Source organism: Chryseobacterium sp., assembly GCF_008831505.1.
GTDB lineage: Bacteria > Bacteroidota > Bacteroidia > Flavobacteriales > Weeksellaceae > Marnyiella.
In genome coordinates this window covers 1,676,873-1,693,650 of record NZ_CP044507.1, presented here as the reverse complement: position 1 = coordinate 1,693,650, position 16,778 = coordinate 1,676,873, and the positions used below count along the sequence as shown (strand labels likewise).

General features: G+C 45.4%; 15 protein-coding genes. 3 read left to right on the top strand and 12 right to left on the bottom strand.

Annotated elements, in window-relative coordinates; translation table 11 throughout:
• Positions 1-19: 19 nt before the first annotated feature.
• From F7R58_RS07935 to F7R58_RS07900, 8 genes are all read right to left on the bottom strand, one after another.
• Positions 20-583 carry a K(+)-transporting ATPase subunit C gene (locus F7R58_RS07935; RefSeq protein ID WP_158064396.1) on the bottom strand — a complete coding sequence of 188 codons (564 nt, stop codon included), beginning with the start codon at positions 581-583 and terminating at the stop codon, positions 20-22.
• 11 nt (positions 584-594) lie between these two features.
• Positions 595-2,607 carry a potassium-transporting ATPase subunit KdpB gene (kdpB, locus tag F7R58_RS07930; protein ID WP_158064395.1) on the bottom strand — a complete coding sequence of 671 codons (2,013 nt, stop codon included), beginning with the start codon at positions 2,605-2,607 and terminating at the stop codon, positions 595-597.
• Positions 2,608-2,632: 25 nt separating this feature from the next.
• Entirely contained in the window at positions 2,633-4,321 is a 1,689-nt protein-coding gene (gene kdpA / locus F7R58_RS07925) for a potassium-transporting ATPase subunit KdpA (protein WP_158064394.1), read from the bottom strand.
• 166 nt (positions 4,322-4,487) lie between these two features.
• Complete coding sequence (locus F7R58_RS13150) at positions 4,488-4,565, bottom strand: potassium-transporting ATPase subunit F (protein ID WP_158065426.1); 78 nt, start codon at positions 4,563-4,565, stop codon at positions 4,488-4,490.
• Position 4,566: 1 nt separating this feature from the next.
• Positions 4,567-4,944 (bottom strand): hypothetical protein, encoded by a 378-nt coding sequence (locus F7R58_RS07915; protein WP_158064393.1) that lies wholly within the window; start codon positions 4,942-4,944, stop codon positions 4,567-4,569.
• Positions 4,941-5,306 (bottom strand): hypothetical protein, encoded by a 366-nt coding sequence (locus F7R58_RS07910; protein WP_158064392.1) that lies wholly within the window; start codon positions 5,304-5,306, stop codon positions 4,941-4,943. Before F7R58_RS07910 ends, F7R58_RS07915 begins: the two co-directional genes overlap by 4 nt.
• A 218-nt stretch (positions 5,307-5,524) precedes the next feature.
• Entirely contained in the window at positions 5,525-5,884 is a 360-nt protein-coding gene (locus tag F7R58_RS07905; RefSeq protein ID WP_158064391.1) for a hypothetical protein, read from the bottom strand.
• 179 nt (positions 5,885-6,063) lie between these two features.
• A complete protein-coding gene (locus F7R58_RS07900; protein ID WP_229723873.1) occupies positions 6,064-7,416 on the bottom strand; it encodes a sigma-54-dependent transcriptional regulator in 1,353 nt (450 codons plus the stop codon).
• Positions 7,417-7,553: 137 nt separating this feature from the next.
• Between F7R58_RS07900 and F7R58_RS13145 the strand changes: the two genes are divergently transcribed.
• Complete coding sequence (locus F7R58_RS13145; protein WP_158065425.1) at positions 7,554-8,402, top strand: RteC domain-containing protein; 849 nt, start codon at positions 7,554-7,556, stop codon at positions 8,400-8,402.
• A gap of 249 nt (positions 8,403-8,651) precedes the next feature.
• Here F7R58_RS13145 and F7R58_RS07890 read toward each other — a convergent pair whose 3' ends face one another.
• The 4 genes from F7R58_RS07890 to F7R58_RS07875 all read right to left on the bottom strand — a co-directional run bounded on the left by F7R58_RS07890 (position 8,652) and on the right by F7R58_RS07875 (position 11,052).
• Entirely contained in the window at positions 8,652-9,413 is a 762-nt protein-coding gene (locus F7R58_RS07890; protein ID WP_158064389.1) for an META domain-containing protein, read from the bottom strand.
• A 67-nt stretch (positions 9,414-9,480) separates the two neighbouring features.
• Positions 9,481-9,879 carry a hydroxyisourate hydrolase gene (uraH, locus tag F7R58_RS07885; protein ID WP_158064388.1) on the bottom strand — a complete coding sequence of 133 codons (399 nt, stop codon included), beginning with the start codon at positions 9,877-9,879 and terminating at the stop codon, positions 9,481-9,483.
• 16 nt (positions 9,880-9,895) lie between these two features.
• Complete coding sequence (locus tag F7R58_RS07880) at positions 9,896-10,417, bottom strand: GlcG/HbpS family heme-binding protein (protein ID WP_158064387.1); 522 nt, start codon at positions 10,415-10,417, stop codon at positions 9,896-9,898.
• 65 nt (positions 10,418-10,482) lie between these two features.
• Positions 10,483-11,052 carry a Crp/Fnr family transcriptional regulator gene (locus F7R58_RS07875; RefSeq protein WP_158064386.1) on the bottom strand — a complete coding sequence of 190 codons (570 nt, stop codon included), beginning with the start codon at positions 11,050-11,052 and terminating at the stop codon, positions 10,483-10,485.
• Between the two features lie 660 nt (positions 11,053-11,712).
• On the opposite strand from F7R58_RS07875, the gene F7R58_RS07870 reads away from it, so the two are divergent.
• Positions 11,713-12,663: a PKD domain-containing protein gene (locus F7R58_RS07870; protein WP_158064385.1), complete on the top strand. Its 951-nt coding sequence runs from the start codon at positions 11,713-11,715 to the stop codon at positions 12,661-12,663.
• A 12-nt stretch (positions 12,664-12,675) separates the two neighbouring features.
• Positions 12,676-16,701 carry a T9SS type A sorting domain-containing protein gene (locus F7R58_RS07865; protein ID WP_158064384.1) on the top strand — a complete coding sequence of 1,342 codons (4,026 nt, stop codon included), beginning with the start codon at positions 12,676-12,678 and terminating at the stop codon, positions 16,699-16,701.
• The last annotated feature ends 77 nt before the right edge of the window (positions 16,702-16,778 follow it).

Here is a 16,778-nt window from a genome sequence, read left to right as displayed (position 1 = left end):
TGTTAGTATAAGATTGTTTTTATTTTTTTAGTTGGTCTAATGCGATATTCAATTTCAGGACATTAATTTTTTCCGGGCCGAACAGACCTATTAAAGGTGATTCGGTATGATCGGCAATAAGCTGTTCCAGTTTTCCGGGATCAATACCTCTGATTTCGGAGATTCGTTTTAGCTGAAACTGAGCTGCCTGAACAGAAATATGGGGGTCTAAACCGCTCCCACTGGCGGTAACCATGTCCACAGGAATATCCGCTTTTGTCATTCCCGGATTCGTTCTCAAAAGGGTATCAATACGGGCCTGAACTTCTGCAAGATATTCTTCATTGGATGGTCCTTTGTTACTGCCTCCGGAACCGCCTGCGTTATAGCCGACCGCCGACGGGCGTGAATGGAAATACTGCGCCTGGGTAAAAGACTGCCCGATATTGGTGTAATATTTTTTCCCCTGAAGTTCAGTGATTTCTCCCTTTCCATTATTCGGGGCCAACTGGGCGATTCCCCAAACAGTGAGTGGATAGAACACTGCAAAAAATACAATGGCGGCTGCTGTCAGCTTTATAGCCGGTAAAATATGTTTTTTCATTTTATATAGTTTTAAATAATTATAGAGACAAGAATATCAATGATTTTGATTCCTATAAACGGAACCGCAACGCCTCCCAATCCGTAAATAAGCAGATTTCTTCGTAATAATGCAGACGCACCGATCGGCTTGTATGTAACGCCTTTTAACGCCAGCGGAATAAGGAAAGGAATGATCAGCGCGTTAAAGATTACAGCCGATAAAATGGCACTTTGAGGACTGCCCAAATTCATAATATTGAGGCTTTGAAGGGCAGGAATTGCGGTGATAAAAAGAGCGGGTATGATCGCGAAATATTTGGCTACATCATTGGCAATACTGAAGGTGGTGAGCGTTCCGCGGGTCATCAGCAACTGTTTTCCGATTTCAACCACTTCAATGAGTTTGGTGGGATCATTATCGAGGTCCACCATATTTCCAGCTTCTTTAGCTGCCTGAGTCCCGCTGTTCATGGCTACACCTACGTCTGCCTGCGCGAGCGCCGGCGCATCATTCGTCCCGTCGCCCATCATGGCTACAAGTCTTCCTTCAGCCTGTTCTTTTTTGATGTAATTCATTTTGTCTTCTGGCTTGGCTTCCGCAATAAAATCATCCACCCCTGCTTTTTCGGCAATAAATTTAGCGGTAAGCGGATTGTCTCCTGTCACCATCACCGTTTTAATGCCCATTTTACGCAGACGGGCGAAGCGTTCCTGGATCCCGGGTTTGATGATATCCTGGAGTTCGATGACACCCAAAACCTGTTCATTCTCTGCTACGACCAGGGGCGTTCCGCCATTGCTGGAGATGACCTTGACTTGTTCTGCAATTTCTACAGGGAAAATATGGCCTGCTTTCTCAGAAATATTTCTGATAGCATCAGTCGCTCCTTTACGGATCCGCGTGTTTTCAAAATCTATTCCCGAACTTCTGGACTCCGCAGAGAACTGTATAAATAGGGGATTTTTCACTCCAAAGCTTTGCGGATCAACGCCGGCCAACTCGATAATTGATTTTCCCTCTGGAGTAGAGTCACTCATAGAGCTTAATACCGCTGCTCTGATCATCTGTGTTTCGCTGATGCCGTCTGCAGGATAAAAGTGGGTTGCTTTTCGGTTTCCGATGGTGATGGTTCCAGTCTTATCCAACAACAGTACATCAATATCTCCGGCAGTTTCCACGGCTTTTCCGCTTTTAGTGATCACATTCGCCCGCAATGCGCGGTCCATTCCTGCAATCCCGATCGCAGAGAGTAATCCTCCAATCGTAGTGGGAATCAGACAGACAAAAAGGGCAATAAAGGATGCAATCGTAATGGGTGCATTGGCATAATCGGCAAAAGGTTTCAGGGTGATGGTTACTATGATGAATACCAAAGTAAACCCTGCCAGCAAAATAGTCAGTGCGATTTCGTTGGGCGTTTTTTGCCTGGATGCCCCCTCTACCAAAGCAATCATTTTATCCAGAAAGCTTTCTCCCGGTTCGGTGGTTACCTGTATTTTGATGCGGTCGGACAATACTTTTGTGCCGCCTGTAACCGAACTTTTGTCGCCGCCCGATTCACGGATTACCGGAGCTGATTCGCCCGTAATGGCGCTCTCGTCGATTGTTGCAAGGCCCTCAATAATTTCTCCGTCGGTGGCGATGATGTCCCCCGCTTCGCAGACAAACACGTCTCCTTTTTTAAGTTGGGAGGAAGAAATCATCTCTCCGTTTTCTAATCTTGCGGGGGTTTCTTCTCTTGTTTTTCTCAAACTGTCGGCCTGTGCTTTACCGCGCGCTTCGGCGATTGCTTCAGCAAAGTTGGCAAAAAGCAACGTCATCAGTAAGATAAGAAATACGGTAAAATTGTAGCCGAAACTTCCCTGGGATGTTTCACCGGCCAAGGTCCACAGCGACACGATCAGCATCACGGCTGTTCCAATTTCTACAGTGAACATCACCGGATTCCGGAACATAAGTTTTGGATTGAGTTTAACAAAAGAGTGGATAAAAGCTTCTTTAAGCAAATCTCTCTGAAACAGGGATTTATTATCTGATTTCATTTTATTTATTTATAAGTAATGCTAATTATTTCATTGAAAAATATTCTGCGATCGGACCTAAGGTCAGCGCTGGAAAAAATGCCAGAGCAGCAATGATCGCGATCACCGCAAATACCATCAGACCGAAGGTGGAGGTGTCTGTTTTTAAGGTACCGTTGCCTTCAGGGATGTATTTTTTACCGGCCAGCAAGCCTGCGATTGCGATGGGTCCGATAATGGGTAAAAATCTGCCTAAAATCAAAACAAAACCTGTAGTGATATTCCACCATAAATTATTATCACCCAATCCCTCAAAACCGCTTCCGTTGTTCGCCGCCGAGGACGTATACTCATACAGGATTTCGCTGAATCCATGATAGCCCGGATTATTGAGCGTAGATGCGCCCTGTTCCGGAAAAGCAGTCGCTAACGCGGTGCCCACCAAAATCAGAAAAGGATGCAGGAGGGCAATGATCATCGCGATTTTCATTTCTCTGGCTTCAATTTTTTTACCCATAAATTCCGGAGTTCGGCCCACCATTAATCCGCTGATGAAGACCGCAAGAATAATGAAGATGAAAAAGTTTAAAAGTCCGACACCGTTACCGCCATAAAAAGCATTCACCATCATGGCCAGCAGTTCATTCATTCCCGACAGCGGCATGGTACTGTCGTGCATTGAGTTCACCGAACCAGTTGAAATTACAGTGGTTACAATACTCCAGAAACCTGATGCAGCTGAACCAAGCCGTATTTCCTTTCCTTCTGTAGCGCCTAATGTGTTATCGATGCCCATGGAGGCGATAGCGGGATTTCCGTTCATTTCCATATTGATGTTGGGAACCGCAAGCAGTAAAAATCCGACCGTCATCACCCCAAAGATCATCCATGCAAATTTCTTTCTTCTGATAAAATAGCCGAACGCAAATATCATTGCCATTGGTATGATGAGCTGAGCAACCATTTCAACCATGTTGGTAAAATAACTGGGATTTTCAAACGGATGCGCAGAATTCACTCCAAAGAATCCTCCGCCATTTGTTCCTACGTGTTTAATGGCAATAAATGCAGCAGCGGGACCGGTAGAAACTTCCACAGTGTCGCCCTGCAAAGTAGTGATCTGGTCTTTGCCGTTAAAAGTCATGGGTGTGCCGTTAAAAACCAACAGCAAAGCAACTACAAACGAAACCGGCAAAAGAATTCTGGTGCAGGATTTAAGGAAAAAATCATAGAAATTTCCTAACTCCACAGTTGTTTTCTCGCGGAATGCCCTGAACAGAATGGCAGCGGCAGCCAAACCGGTTCCCGCACTTACAAACTGCAGAAACATCAGCCACAACTGGCCCAGATAACTGAGTCCCGTTTCTCCTGAATAATGCTGCAGATTGCAGTTCACCACGAATGATATGGTCGTGTTAAATGCAAGGTCGGCGCTCATGTTAGGATTGTTATCGGGATTGAGCGGCAGCCACTGCTGAGTCATTAAAATTCCCATTCCAAGGAGAAACCAGACAAAGTTAATGGTTAATAATGCGGTCATGTGCTCTTTCCAGTTCATTTCTCTGGTAGGGACAATGCCGCTGATTTTATAGAATATTTTTTCTATTGGATTAAACAGCGGGTCGAGCAGTGTTTTTTCGCCCCCATACACTTTGGCAATGTATTTACCAAAGGGTATTGCCAAAGCAACAGCTGCGGCAAACATTACGATGATTCCTAAAATTTCTGTGTTCATTTTTTGTTAATTAATAATTAGTTTAAAGAGCCATACAATAAATTGGTACAAACCGTACACGAGTAGAAAAATGAGTACGGTTCGGCTGACGTCTTTGGTATCGCTCCAATAATCTCTCAATTTTTTTGACATTTATTTTATGGTTTTATGAGCGGTGTCTGTACCGCTAAAATTTTTCGGGATTCAGCAATACATAAATGATGTAGAAAAATACTGCGATAGCTAAGATGAATAATGCGATCATGTCATTGAATTTTGATTAAGTTATTGTGAGTTTGTCGTACATAAATTTTCCGGAAGGCGGGTGGAAATTTGCAGTACAAAAGCTGCCACTGTGGGACTCCGCACCGCTTGCGCAACCCTTCAAAAGAGCGTACAAAAAGATTTCCGATGACTTCCTTAATATACTGGCTTCCTCTTGCATACACCCATCCTACATTACGGATGATGCTTGTCATTGTTTTTATCTTGCGCTCTTGCAGCAATGATTTTAAGTGGTTGACGACGGCCTGCAGTACTCCCGCAAAGTTTCCCGTGATAGTCAGGACATTTATTTCTTCTTTGATTTCCGGTACTTTTGCTGCGAAATAGCGGGAGGCCCGGATTTGATTAATTTTACTCATCCTATTGCTTTTTTATACTTTAGTGTTTCCAGCAGTACCTTAATATAGGTGAGCTGAAGTGTTGCAGGAATCCTGTTAAGGTGAGTCATCAGATCAACTGTTCCTAAATTTTCTGCTATGACGGATAGAAACTCGTTTTCAATTGCGTTTTTACAGAACAGATCTTTCGAATGATACAGCTCATTCATTACACTCAATATTTCTCCTGTTTGTCTTTCCTCCAGATTGCCGATACAATATTGCCCAAAATGCCTTAACAATCGGTAAACGATACAGTCGTCACCTGATTCATGGTAAATCAGTCCATAAGGGTAGATTTCCGGGAACCTGAGTCGTAAACATTGTTCTAATTCCGTTTTCATTTCTATATTTTATCAAAAAAATCGATGGACTTAATTAAAAGGGCGAAGCAGGCTGTTCCGGCTATTGTTAAAATAAGGGTAATCATTGGTTTTCTATTTTACTGTTAGTGTTATTAATTGGTCATTTAAAATTCGGATAACTGATTCGGATTTCGGAGTAGGTAGCATACCCGGGAAAGTTCTTTCTTGATCTCCGCTATTCCGTAGATCTGGCCCCCTCACATTCCTGATTTATAGACCTCATTTATATAAATTTGATATAAACCTGCAGGAACTTTTTCCATCACCTGATTTCTTTCGGTTGGGGAGCAGGACAAAATGATGCGATCCATGGAAAAAACAAATACGTGTTCTACTGCATGCCTGATCATCAGATCTCCTCTGGCATGAATCCTTCCGATCAGATTCAGGCATTTTTCTACCATTGAAATATTGTGCTGTTGCACCATCTTTTGCGTGTAGCGCGTTAGTATTCTGACCAGTGCAAACGGATTCTGCAGGTTGATGCTTCTTGTCACTTCATGGGTAAGCTCCGGTAATGTAGCGGTGATATCTGCCGCGGCCTGATGTGCATTCATTTAAAATGTTTATGGTTTGTTTCCATACATACGAATGACATACCGCCTGTGCCACGCGACATGTATGTAATTTATTATCAGCAATTTACTATTATGGGTGTAAAGATGAGCCACGAAAAAAGCCTATCAAAATGATAGACTTTTTATCAATACGAAAGGATGTAAATAGAATCGAACTTTTAAATTTCGCTCAACCTGTATTCCTCAATTTTTCTGTATAGGGTAGCAATGCCAATCTCCAGAAGACGGGCAGCTTCCGCTTTATTTCCGTGGGTATGGTTGAGTACTTTCTGTATGTGAAGTTTTTCCACACTTTGCAGTGAAAACGCCGAAAGTTGCTTTCCGGATTTGACGGTGGATTGTATCTGAATATCAATGGGCAGATCATCCAGTGAAATTTCATGTCCCGTGTTAAGGATAATTGCTCTTTCAAGGACATTTTTCAGCTCGCGGATATTGCCTTTCCACGGGTGCTGTTTTATAGCGTTAATGACATCGGGGTGCACGGCATTAATTTTCTTATTCATTTTATGAGATAGAACTTCTATAAAATAGGGCACCAATATTTCTAAATCTGCCACCCGCTCGCGCAGTGGGGGTAAGGGAATTTGAAATACCGAAATCCGGTAATATAAATCTTCGCGAAAGTGCCCCTGTTCAATTTCCTCTTTCAGATCGCGGTTCGTAGCGGCAATAATCCGGACATTTACTTTGGTGGGCTTTGTTTCCCCAACTTTTATGAATTCTCCGCTTTCTATCACCCTTAATAACTTGGCCTGTAGGTCCAGCGCCATTTCACCCAGTTCGTCCAGAAAAATAGTCCCGTTATGGGCCTCTTCAAATAAGCCTTTCTGGTCTCTTGAAGCGCCGGTAAATGACCCCGCTTTATGCCCAAACATTTCGCTCTCGAGTAAATCTTTACTGAATGCGGAACAGTTGAGGGCTACGAAATTCTGCTTATGGCGGTTACTTTCATGATGAATGGCCTGCGCAAATATTTCTTTTCCGGTTCCCGTTTCACCGGTTAGAAGAATGGAAGTATCGGTCTTTGCTACCTTTTTAGCCAGCTCCACAGCTTGCAGGATGAGTCTTGATTTTCCTATGATTTTGTCAAACGAATGCTTTTCATCAAGTTGTTTTTCCAGCTGCCGAACCCTTTTGGCTAATGTTGCCTTTTCGCATGCGTTATACAAAAGAGGAATAATCCTGCTGTTATCATCACCCTTGATAATATAGTCAAATGCTCCGTTTTTAATAGCCTGTACGCCGTCAGGTATATTTCCGAAAGCGGTGAGCAAAATAATTTCTATGGAAGAATATGTTCCTTTAATGGTCTTCGCCAGCTCCACGCCGCTGCCATCTGGCAGTCTTACATCACAAAGTACAACATCAATATCGTCCTGAGCAAGCTTCTTTAAACCGGATTTGCAGTCCCAGGCCTGTAATACTTCGAACCCCTCTAAAGTGATAATTCTCGTGAGTAAGGATCTCAGCTTTTCCTCGTCGTCTATAATCAGTATTTTTTTCAAAATAGATTTGGTCCAAATGAATTACAAATTTAAGAATATAATCCAAACGGGTATCGCACTCCGGCAGAACCAAACAGATATTTTACCACTCCCGCATCCTCTCCCTTGAAGCCGATAAACCCCGTGCCGGCTAGTACGTTCTGAAGGAATATACAAATACGAACTTCAGTATCTGTAACGCCTTCCGGATAGTTTTCCGGATTTTTACGAATATTAACCGGCGTAAGGCCATCTCTCTGTATCAGAAATATTTCGTCCGGCAGCAGTTTGATATAAAGGTACTGCTGAATGCCAACCGGTATAACTCCGACGGGAAATTCACAACCTCACACGATGTTCTTGTAGCACAGATCCTGGCCGGAGACAGGCTGGAGAAGTATCTGTCCTCTGGCCTCCTTCATCACGAATGCGGCAATGATCTGGCCGGCAGTTTGTCCGGTCACTGCTTTCAGGACCGCCGACAGATGTCGGGAAGTAATAAATTGTTTTTCGGCGTAGTAGGTCACCTCACGTTCATCCAGGTAAGAGTCACCTACATTTTTCAGGAACTGAAGCACAATTTCCTGTTTTCTGGAAATTCTGTCCCTGGTAAAACGTGCCGACTGTGCAATCATATCCCCAAACTGATAAACGGTGGAAGAGAACAAATGCCGGATGATCTCACCACGGTGCGTGGAGGCATCATTGCTTTCCAGTACCGCCTTCAGGAGGTCAGCATTTTTCCATATCCTTTCAAAGGGTTCGGGTTCCAGTCCGGAATGCCTTACCAGTTCATTGCGGAAATAAACAAAGGCATTCAGCCGGTTAATCTTCAGCGGCAGCTTCTCTGTGTACTCCTTCGAAAAAGCCACCAGCAGAAGTTCCAGGTCCTGACTGATCTCCAGGATTTCGTACACCCGCCGCGAATCAATAAGCGCCACATGATTTCCGCTAAGTTCTATCTTGTCTACATTTTCATGATAAACCACCAGGCCTTTTCTCAGAATTAAAAATGCCGGATTCTTCGGATGATACGGATGTTTGATTTCTATATAATCAAAAATATTCTTCGCATCAAAAATTTGAACGGGCTGTTCCAAAAGCTAACATTTAGAGCAAAGTTATTGAATTACGGCCGGGCGATTTCAGATTTTGGATGATGCGGCGAAAAAAAGCACTGTTCTCCGCAAATTATGCGGAGAACAGTGCTTGCCTGTACTGTGATTATTTTATGAAATCGCCTTTTACGCCACGGTTACTCAGAAATAAACCGCCTCAAAGACCGCCAGGGTAGTGCTGCCTTTTTTCAGCGACAGCTTGTCGCCATCCTGCACGTAACTGTCCGCGTTATAAAATACATTCAGGAAAGCGCGCTCGTCCAGCTTTAGTTCCGGGCAGGCCCGCATGGTCACGGCCATATTTTCATCAAAGTCAATGCGGTTGCTCTCCTTCAGTTCATAGGAACCGCTGAAACTGTTGCAGCCGCCAAATCCGCTTAGGCTGCCGTCGCTCTTCAGGATGAAATGCGCCTCGCGCTCCTGGGCAGCCTCCATGGTTACCGGCTTGCCGTCCAGCACGGTCAGTTTCCAGTATTTATTCACCACGTCGGGATGGTCGATCTTTTTGAATTGGGCCATGGTTGTACGGTTTTCCGACTGTAAGTTAAGGATTCCGTCTTCCAGTACAAAATATGCAGTTTTGCGCAGGGCTCCGGTCACATCATTTTCCACCTGCTGGTCCGGGCAGGTCATGCGCGTGCTGGCCAGGCCCTCCAGACTTAGCCGGTTGTTTGTAAGGTCTGCGGTATAGTTTCCGCGCACGGTATTGCAGCCCGTGAATCCCGTTAGTTTCCTGTCCGCTGTCAGGTCAATATAGACCGGTTTCCCGGTGGTGCGTTTCTGGCCCTGAAGTTCCTGCATTTCCCAGGTGCCGGTTAATGTAGGTTTTTCTGCGGACGCTTTGCCGGCGTTGCAGCCTGTGGCAAGTGCCGCTGCAAAGAGTAAGTGGATCAGCTTGTTCATGTTTTTTCAGTTAATAGGTTAATGATGTTACGCTGAGGGTGCTAATTTGATACCTACTTTGCCGCCTCTAATTTCCTCTGTAAGTGGAGTAGCCATAGGCCGAGAGCGTAATGGGAACATGATAGTGCTGCCCGTCGCGGATCTGGAAAACCACCTCAATAAATGGGTAAAAGCTTTCTGTATTGTTCTTTTTGAAGTAATCGCTCACCAGATAGGTCAGTTTAAAGATGCCGTTGGATGTATTTCCCGGCAGGAAATCGGTAATCCGGCCGTTGGCATCGGTGGTCTTTTCATCTACAAAAGTCCAGGAGCCGGCCACCTGCTTTTCCAGGCGGATCTTTACGCCGCTGGCGGGCATTCCGCGCGACACATCCAGGATGTGACTGGAAAGCTGATGGCTGTGCGTCTGGCCGAAAGCAATAACCGACAGGACGGCAAAGACAGCAGTAAAAAACATTTTTTTCATATTGATTATTTTCAGATTATTTGGATGTTAAGATTCCTTTCTCCGGAATAGCGGCCGCACGCGCGATCGCGTCGTCATTTTCAGGGCTGCCGCCACCTGCCACACCTAGACTGCCTATTATATTACCGCGGTACCAAATGGGTACACCGCCACTCAGGAGCAGGAGCTCGGGCAGGGTGTTCAGATTTTGGGTGTCCGGGTTGGCTCGGGCGTTCCTCAGGAGTGTAAGCGTATTTGTTTTGGTGGATACCGCCGTGTAGGCCTTGCGCCTGGCGGCCTCGGTATTGTGAGTACCTACACCGTCACCGCGCATAAGCAGGATAACGGTTCCGGAGGCGTCCAGCACGGCTATGGAGACTTGCTTATCCAATTGCGCAGCCTTAGCAGTACTCCTCTTTGCAAGTTCCAGCGCAGCCTCCAAAGTCAGATGATCCGCCGGCTTTACCAAAGTGGCAAGCGGTTTCGGGGTATGCTCCGGGCTGCCTTGTGCCAAAGCCAGTGTGGACAGCAGCATCAGGAAGGGCAGGTACATTTTCATACTAATATTTCAGCAAAGGTAATTTGCCGTGACGAAGAAAATGTTGCTCCAGGTCAACGTTTTCCTTAAAGTCTGGATTTAATCCGGCTCAGGGTAGAAGGTGAAAGTCCCAGATAGGTTGCCGCCATTTTGTTGGACAGGCGCTGCAGCAGCAAAGGCTGGTGACGGATCACCCATTTTACCTTTTCTTCGGCATCAAAGCTTTGGAAACCGTAGATTCTTTTCTGTGCGTTAATGAATCCCAGTTCCAGGATTTCAGTGTAGATGGCCGCAAAAGCGGGCTCGGTGGCCACCAGTTCGTAGAAATCGGCGCGGCCAATGCGCAGCAGATCCGAGGGCTCAATACTCTGCAGGTATTCCTCTGCAGGCAGCTGGTCTATAAAGCTGGGCAGTGCGGTGATGAAGTTACCCTCGAAGGCGAAGTAGCGCGAGCTTTCATTCCCGTTCTGATCTGTGGTAAAGATGCGCATGGCGCCCGAATTAATAAAGTAATAATGCCGGCACACCTGGTTCCGGTCCAGCAAAATCTCGCGCCGTGCCGTCTTCACCGCACTAAAGCACGCAAAGATGCGCTGCAGCGCTGCCTCATCGGTAGGTTGTCGCATGAGGATAAAGTGTTTCAGGGTTTCGTACATAGATTGGAGATAATAGGAATTCCGAAGGACAAATTGTTGATTACTTTTCTGGAAAATATACTCTAGAGTTGTTTGGGTAAATTCTGTTCAGCTGCATGCAATTTCATAAAGATAACTGTTAATTTGGACCCATAAAACTTTTTCACACTGACTTTCGAAAATAGAGGCGACGGATCATCCCGTTATCTGTATAACTGGAGTATATTCTTGATACTTATCGCCCGCCGATCGTTCCCTTTAATTTATAATCTCGTACTAATAATTGCAGCTTTCCGCACTGTATTCCTTTTTTAAAAAACAGTTTTGGTATTATCTGCATTTAACAAAACATATCCGCTCTTATGTTACTGTTTTAGCGGTTTTTTAGATGATCAGTCCTAAAAATTTTTAAGATTTTACCGTTATTTTTTAAGAATTTACCGTTGTCATGGGAGGCGATATTTGGTGAATTCAGCCGAAACATCATAGATTTAATAAAAAATATTTACCTGCAGGATTGGGTTACATTGCCTGTCCTTTTACTGAAATCGGGAAACTTTTACAGAGTTGATTGTACAGGGCAAATGGTCCGGCGTGAAACTCCTGATCTGCAGCTAAAGTATAAATCACAATAACCATTCATCTCAGGAAAGTCCTGAGAACAAACTCAAATTATTTAACATGAAAAAAAACGACTGTCAGAAAGTTCGTTCAGGAAAAAAGTGGCTGCTGCTGTGGCTGCTTTTGTTTCTGCCTTTTTGGGGACTGGCCCAAAGTAACAGCGCTTCTTTAACCTGGAATACGCAGGTAGGATGCATTGAATACGGATCAGAAGTTGAAGATCCTAAAGACCCGAGGGAACCCGGAAACGGGGTGGTTTTTGAAAGTCTGCCACCTGGGCAGGCTTGTCAGAAAGTATGTGAGGGGAGTACTGTAGTATATTCTGTACAGGGCAATAACATTGCTCAGGTTACATGGAGTGCAGCTGGAGGAAATATCACATCCAGCAGTAATTCCTCCGCAACTGTGCAATGGGGTGCGCATGGAAGCGCTTCATTGCAGATTACCGTAACCTACGCTGACAATACGCAGCAAACCTCAACTTTATGTTTGCAGAAAATCAACCGCCCAAATGCCAATTTTAAGTTGGCATTGGGACAGGAACCACAGGTTTGTGTTAATACACAGGTGTATTTTGATAATCTGAGTGATGATAATGGGGGATCTGCCATTGTTCATTACGAATGGGCTGTACAGGGGCCGGGAATAGATGAAATTTTCTCTACTGCTTATGAACCTTCTTATACCTTTACGCAGGCAGGGACATATACTGTTTTTCTTACGGTGACAAACAGCTGTAACTGCAAATCCCAGGTCTACAAAATGGACATCGAAGTAGAGTCTGCACCTCCAATTGATATAACCTGTAAATCAGTTGTATGTGAAGGGAGCACGGAAAAATATATTGCTAACAATGTATGCGGGGGAGACTGGAATGTAGTTGGAGGAACTATTGTTAATCAAAACGGTAACATTATTGAGGTGTTATGGGATCAGGTAGATCCTGCTGACGGTTTCGGTTATGTAATGTACAAATCGGAATGTGGCTGCTCAGCCTGGACTACCGTATAAATTCCTGTGGTATTGCAGCATGCAGAAATACAGGGTGATAACGGAATTTGTACTGGAGAGCAAAGTTTGTATACCCTGCCACAGTGGCCCACAACCAATTTTCTTTGGGGAATTACGGGACCGGGCAATGCAGAACTGACGTATACTGCCAACAGAAACGAAGTTTATGTTAGAGCATCTGTACCGGGTACCTACACATTGTCCTCGTCATATTATAATACTTTGCTGCAATGTCCGGGTGAAGCTTCCTTTACCATAGTCGTAGAAGAACCGGTTACAATCACGGGAGGACTTGATGAAATCTGTGCCGGAACGGCGCAAACTTTCAACAGCAACCCCGGTGTACCTGTGAATTGGAACATTACACTAAACAATTCTACCGTCTATACTACAACGGGAATCTCGGCAGCGTATTCGTTCCCAACACCGGGAACTTATATCGTTTCGGCAACAAAACCGGGCGGATGTGCTGGAGAACCACGGGTAATTAAAGTGACCCAAACTCCGGCGGCTCCTTCCGGAACCATTACAGGCGAGATGAATGTTTGTGCGGGAATTCCTTACACCTATACCTTAAGCAGTGTCGATCCGGGCATGCTTCCTGTTTGGGAGGTGACCAACGGAGTAATACAAGGCGGAAATACAGGACAAAGTGTCGTTGTGGTATTTAATGCGGGGGCAGCGCCTTATGTTGTAAAAGTTAGAAATAAGACCAATGACCAACTGGGCTGTACTTCCGCTAACGCAACACAACTCACCGTAAATACCATAGACCTGAGCAGCATTACCGTCACACCGGCACAGACTGGCCCGTTCTGCCCCAGCAGTTCAGTACTTTTCAGTGTAAATTATAATAACATTGATCCGGACACGGTACAATGGTCCTTTGTGCATCCTGTTACAGGAGCAACGCTGGCTAATTTCGGCAGTATCCTGCCAGATCCTTCCAACCCGGATAATGTTATCATTCAGTTTAATGAAGTAAGCGGTGGTAATACGCATGCTGACCTTGTCTTGACTGTGGTTAAATGTGGGACTTCCCATTCTGTTACAACTCAGGTTGAGATTTTGGTGACTCCTACACTTACATTTGTTAATCCGGGTCCTGTGTGCCTGGGTGATACGCTGACCTTTCAGGTAAATTCTTCACTGGCAAATGCAGGCGGGACAATGATTTTTACTTTTTCCAACGGAACTGCAACTCCGCCTTTAGCTTACCAGACCAGCGGAATCTATACATTTCCCAATAATGGCTACATCATAAACAACAGCCTCAATCCTTCAGCCACCATTACGGAAAATGTAACAGCTACGCTAACCGTCGGCTTATGCCCCAATTACAAAGCAACGGCAAGTGCGAGTTTTACGGTATTCCCAAAAACACAGATTACCGTTACGCCGGGATATAACTATACCGTTTGTGATCCTAACAATTACCAGCCCATTACTTTATACGGTAATGTGTCCACTGGGATCACCAATTCTGTAAGTTTCCAGTGGTATTTAAATACTCTTACAAATCCAATCGCGCTAGCTACAGCAAGTAACTACACCATTAGCAGTAACACTCCGTATGGAACCTACTTTCTTGTGGTACAGGATGCTAACGGTTGCGAAGCTGTTTCGCAGGCTGTTTCTGTAAATAACAACAACTGTAACCCCAACCCATGTCCGCTTCCGGCCGGAATCAATCCTGTGGCTACAGGCGACTGGGGGAATACATGTAATGTTGCTACAGCAAGTGTAACCGGCATTGGCAGCCCGACATCCATTACGTGGATGCCCAGCCCGCTGATGACTTTAACCGGCGGCCAGGGAACTCAGAGTGCCACTTTCAATGTCGACGTAGCAGGCGCGCATACAGCAACGGCGGTCCTTAACTATAATGGCTGCTTAACCAGCACAAGTACAACTATCATTAAACGGTACGAACCCAAACTGAGTATTGAGGTGCTTTGTGACAGCACGCAGTCTACCTACAATGTTGTGGTGCACAACGGCTCTACCATGTTTGATGTTAACCCTGCTGCCATTACCTATACCTACAGTGAAATTGGCAGTGCCACCCAGTATAGTGGCCAGGGCTTACAGTCTGCTACATTCAGCAATCTGGCACCCGGAACCTATACTTTTACCCTGCAGCTTAGTCTGCCCGGCGAACCTACCTGCAGTGTAACCAAAACCGTTACCCTGCAGCCTATCCCGGATGTGGCATTTGCCAACCCCGGAACCCAGTTCTGTAAAGGCGAAACCATTACGCTTACTATTCCGAACTATAACAGTGCAAACAGTTATAAATGGGAATTTGACGGAACATTTTTTGTTCCCAGTAGCAACCTGCCAACGCAGATTACCATTAACGGAAACTGGAGCGGATTGATAAAACTGCATGCAAAATCACCATACGGATGTACTTATGTTTATGAGAGATCCGTCACAATTTCTGAAGCAAGCTTTGATTCTAACAACTATTTATCACCAAGTAGTTATAATATATGTGAAGGAAGTGTTGCGACTCCAATTACTTATAATGTGCAGTTTGGAACTGTCGCACCCATCAGTTATACATGGATGAATGGCAGCACACCTGTGGCGGGAGCGCCCACAACGGGAAGTTTTACCCCAACCGAGTCCGGAAGTTACTGGGCTGTCCTTACCGCGCCTAATGGCTGTAAAGATGAGGGATTGGCGGCCAGTCCGGTAAACGTAGTAATTAAGCAGAAGCCATTTGTAAACATTAGTGGCAAAGCCAATTTGTGTTCCGGCAGTTCAACTACACTGATGGGCATCACTGCTGACCCGGCGCTCGCCCACCAGTGGGAGGACGGCAACGGAAGTGTGCTGCAGGCCTGGAGTACCAGCACACCCATTAGTTTTGATACAGGTGTACTGACTGCTGGTACCTACAACTACAGGTTAAGGGTCGGTAATCCGGCCACCGGAGACTGCACTATTTACAAAGATTTTACAGTTACAGTAAGCAATCCGCCGGCAGCTCCGTCTGTCACCTACTCCGTAGACCAGTGTACTCCCTATCTGGTAACGCTGACAGCCAACGGCCCTGCCACCGGCACGTATCTCTGGAGCAACGGTATGATGGGACAAAGCATTCAGGTTTCAGTAGGTGGCGCCTACCAGGTAACCTATATCGGGCCAAGCGGATGCTCCGCCACGGCGGACGAAATGGTTCCGCACAGCCTTGAAAGTCTGATGTGGATCTTCCCTACAGGCTGTTTTGAACGCTGCCCACGTGACGAGGGTTATATCATTGGCCCAAGAGGGGATTATGCAGACTGGTCCTGGCTGCACAACGGGCACATCTTAAGCAACGGAAGCGGATTCATTGAGCCGCTCTGGCAGCCCAACCAGCCCGGTACTTACCAGCTTTCCGTCAGCAATGGCGGCTGTACGGTAACTTCAGGTATGATGAACGTAGCGCCGGATCCTGAAAACTGTGAAGCAGGAGGATGCAAAACAGACGGCTACATTAAAGAGGTTAAAGGGGGAAACCCATACCTGATTTACGGAGAAGTTCACAATTATGGCTCTACTGCTGTAACCTTCAGCATTGTAAGTGCAAACGGCTACGGAACTTACGTTCCTTCCAGCGTAACCATACCGCCGGGCGGTTCTTATGATTTCAATGTAAATCCGCTACTCTTCTATCCGATGGCTGGATTCAGTGGTGGTGGCGATGATATCCTTTTCCAAAGCCCTTTCTGTGAATTTAAACATCCGATCGAATTTTCGAAACCGGAAAACAGGATGGCAGCACAGAAAAACACGGCTGAAGCGATTATTCTCAGTCCTAACCCTGCAAGAGAACAGGTGCGGATCAGCTATAACACGGGTGATGAGAAAATTGTAGCGAAGATGGTTATTATCCATGACATCAACGGAAATGTGAAGTTCCGCAAAACACTGAATGCAGCAAAAGGCGGAATAACGGTACCGCTGAACGGCTGGCTGCAGGGTGTGTATATTGTAAGTGTAATTACCGACGGTAAGGCACTGCAAAGCAAATTACTTAAAGAATAACGTTTCTTTTTTTTACTTCAGGTAGCCCTCTGCGGAGGGCACCTGATTTTTTTGTGAAATTGACAAACCTATTTATG

What these genes read in the sequence shown, in the direction of transcription:
- F7R58_RS07935 (WP_158064396.1), bottom strand. Translation starts at nt 583, where the DNA reads ATGAAAAAACATATTTTACCGGCTATAAAGCTGACAGCAGCCGCCATT.
- kdpB (WP_158064395.1), bottom strand. Translation starts at nt 2,607, where the DNA reads ATGAAATCAGATAATAAATCCCTGTTTCAGAGAGATTTGCTTAAAGAA.
- kdpA (WP_158064394.1), bottom strand. Translation starts at nt 4,321, where the DNA reads ATGAACACAGAAATTTTAGGAATCATCGTAATGTTTGCCGCAGCTGTT.
- F7R58_RS13150 (WP_158065426.1), bottom strand. Translation starts at nt 4,565, where the DNA reads ATGATCGCATTATTCATCTTAGCTATCGCAGTATTTTTCTACATCATT.
- F7R58_RS07915 (WP_158064393.1), bottom strand. Translation starts at nt 4,944, where the DNA reads ATGAGTAAAATTAATCAAATCCGGGCCTCCCGCTATTTCGCAGCAAAA.
- F7R58_RS07910 (WP_158064392.1), bottom strand. Translation starts at nt 5,306, where the DNA reads ATGAAAACGGAATTAGAACAATGTTTACGACTCAGGTTCCCGGAAATC.
- F7R58_RS07905 (WP_158064391.1), bottom strand. Translation starts at nt 5,884, where the DNA reads ATGAATGCACATCAGGCCGCGGCAGATATCACCGCTACATTACCGGAG.
- F7R58_RS07890 (WP_158064389.1), bottom strand. Translation starts at nt 9,413, where the DNA reads ATGAACAAGCTGATCCACTTACTCTTTGCAGCGGCACTTGCCACAGGC.
- uraH (WP_158064388.1), bottom strand. Translation starts at nt 9,879, where the DNA reads ATGAAAAAAATGTTTTTTACTGCTGTCTTTGCCGTCCTGTCGGTTATT.
- F7R58_RS07880 (WP_158064387.1), bottom strand. Translation starts at nt 10,417, where the DNA reads ATGAAAATGTACCTGCCCTTCCTGATGCTGCTGTCCACACTGGCTTTG.
- F7R58_RS07875 (WP_158064386.1), bottom strand. Translation starts at nt 11,052, where the DNA reads ATGTACGAAACCCTGAAACACTTTATCCTCATGCGACAACCTACCGAT.
- F7R58_RS07870 (WP_158064385.1), top strand. Translation starts at nt 11,713, where the DNA reads ATGAAAAAAAACGACTGTCAGAAAGTTCGTTCAGGAAAAAAGTGGCTG.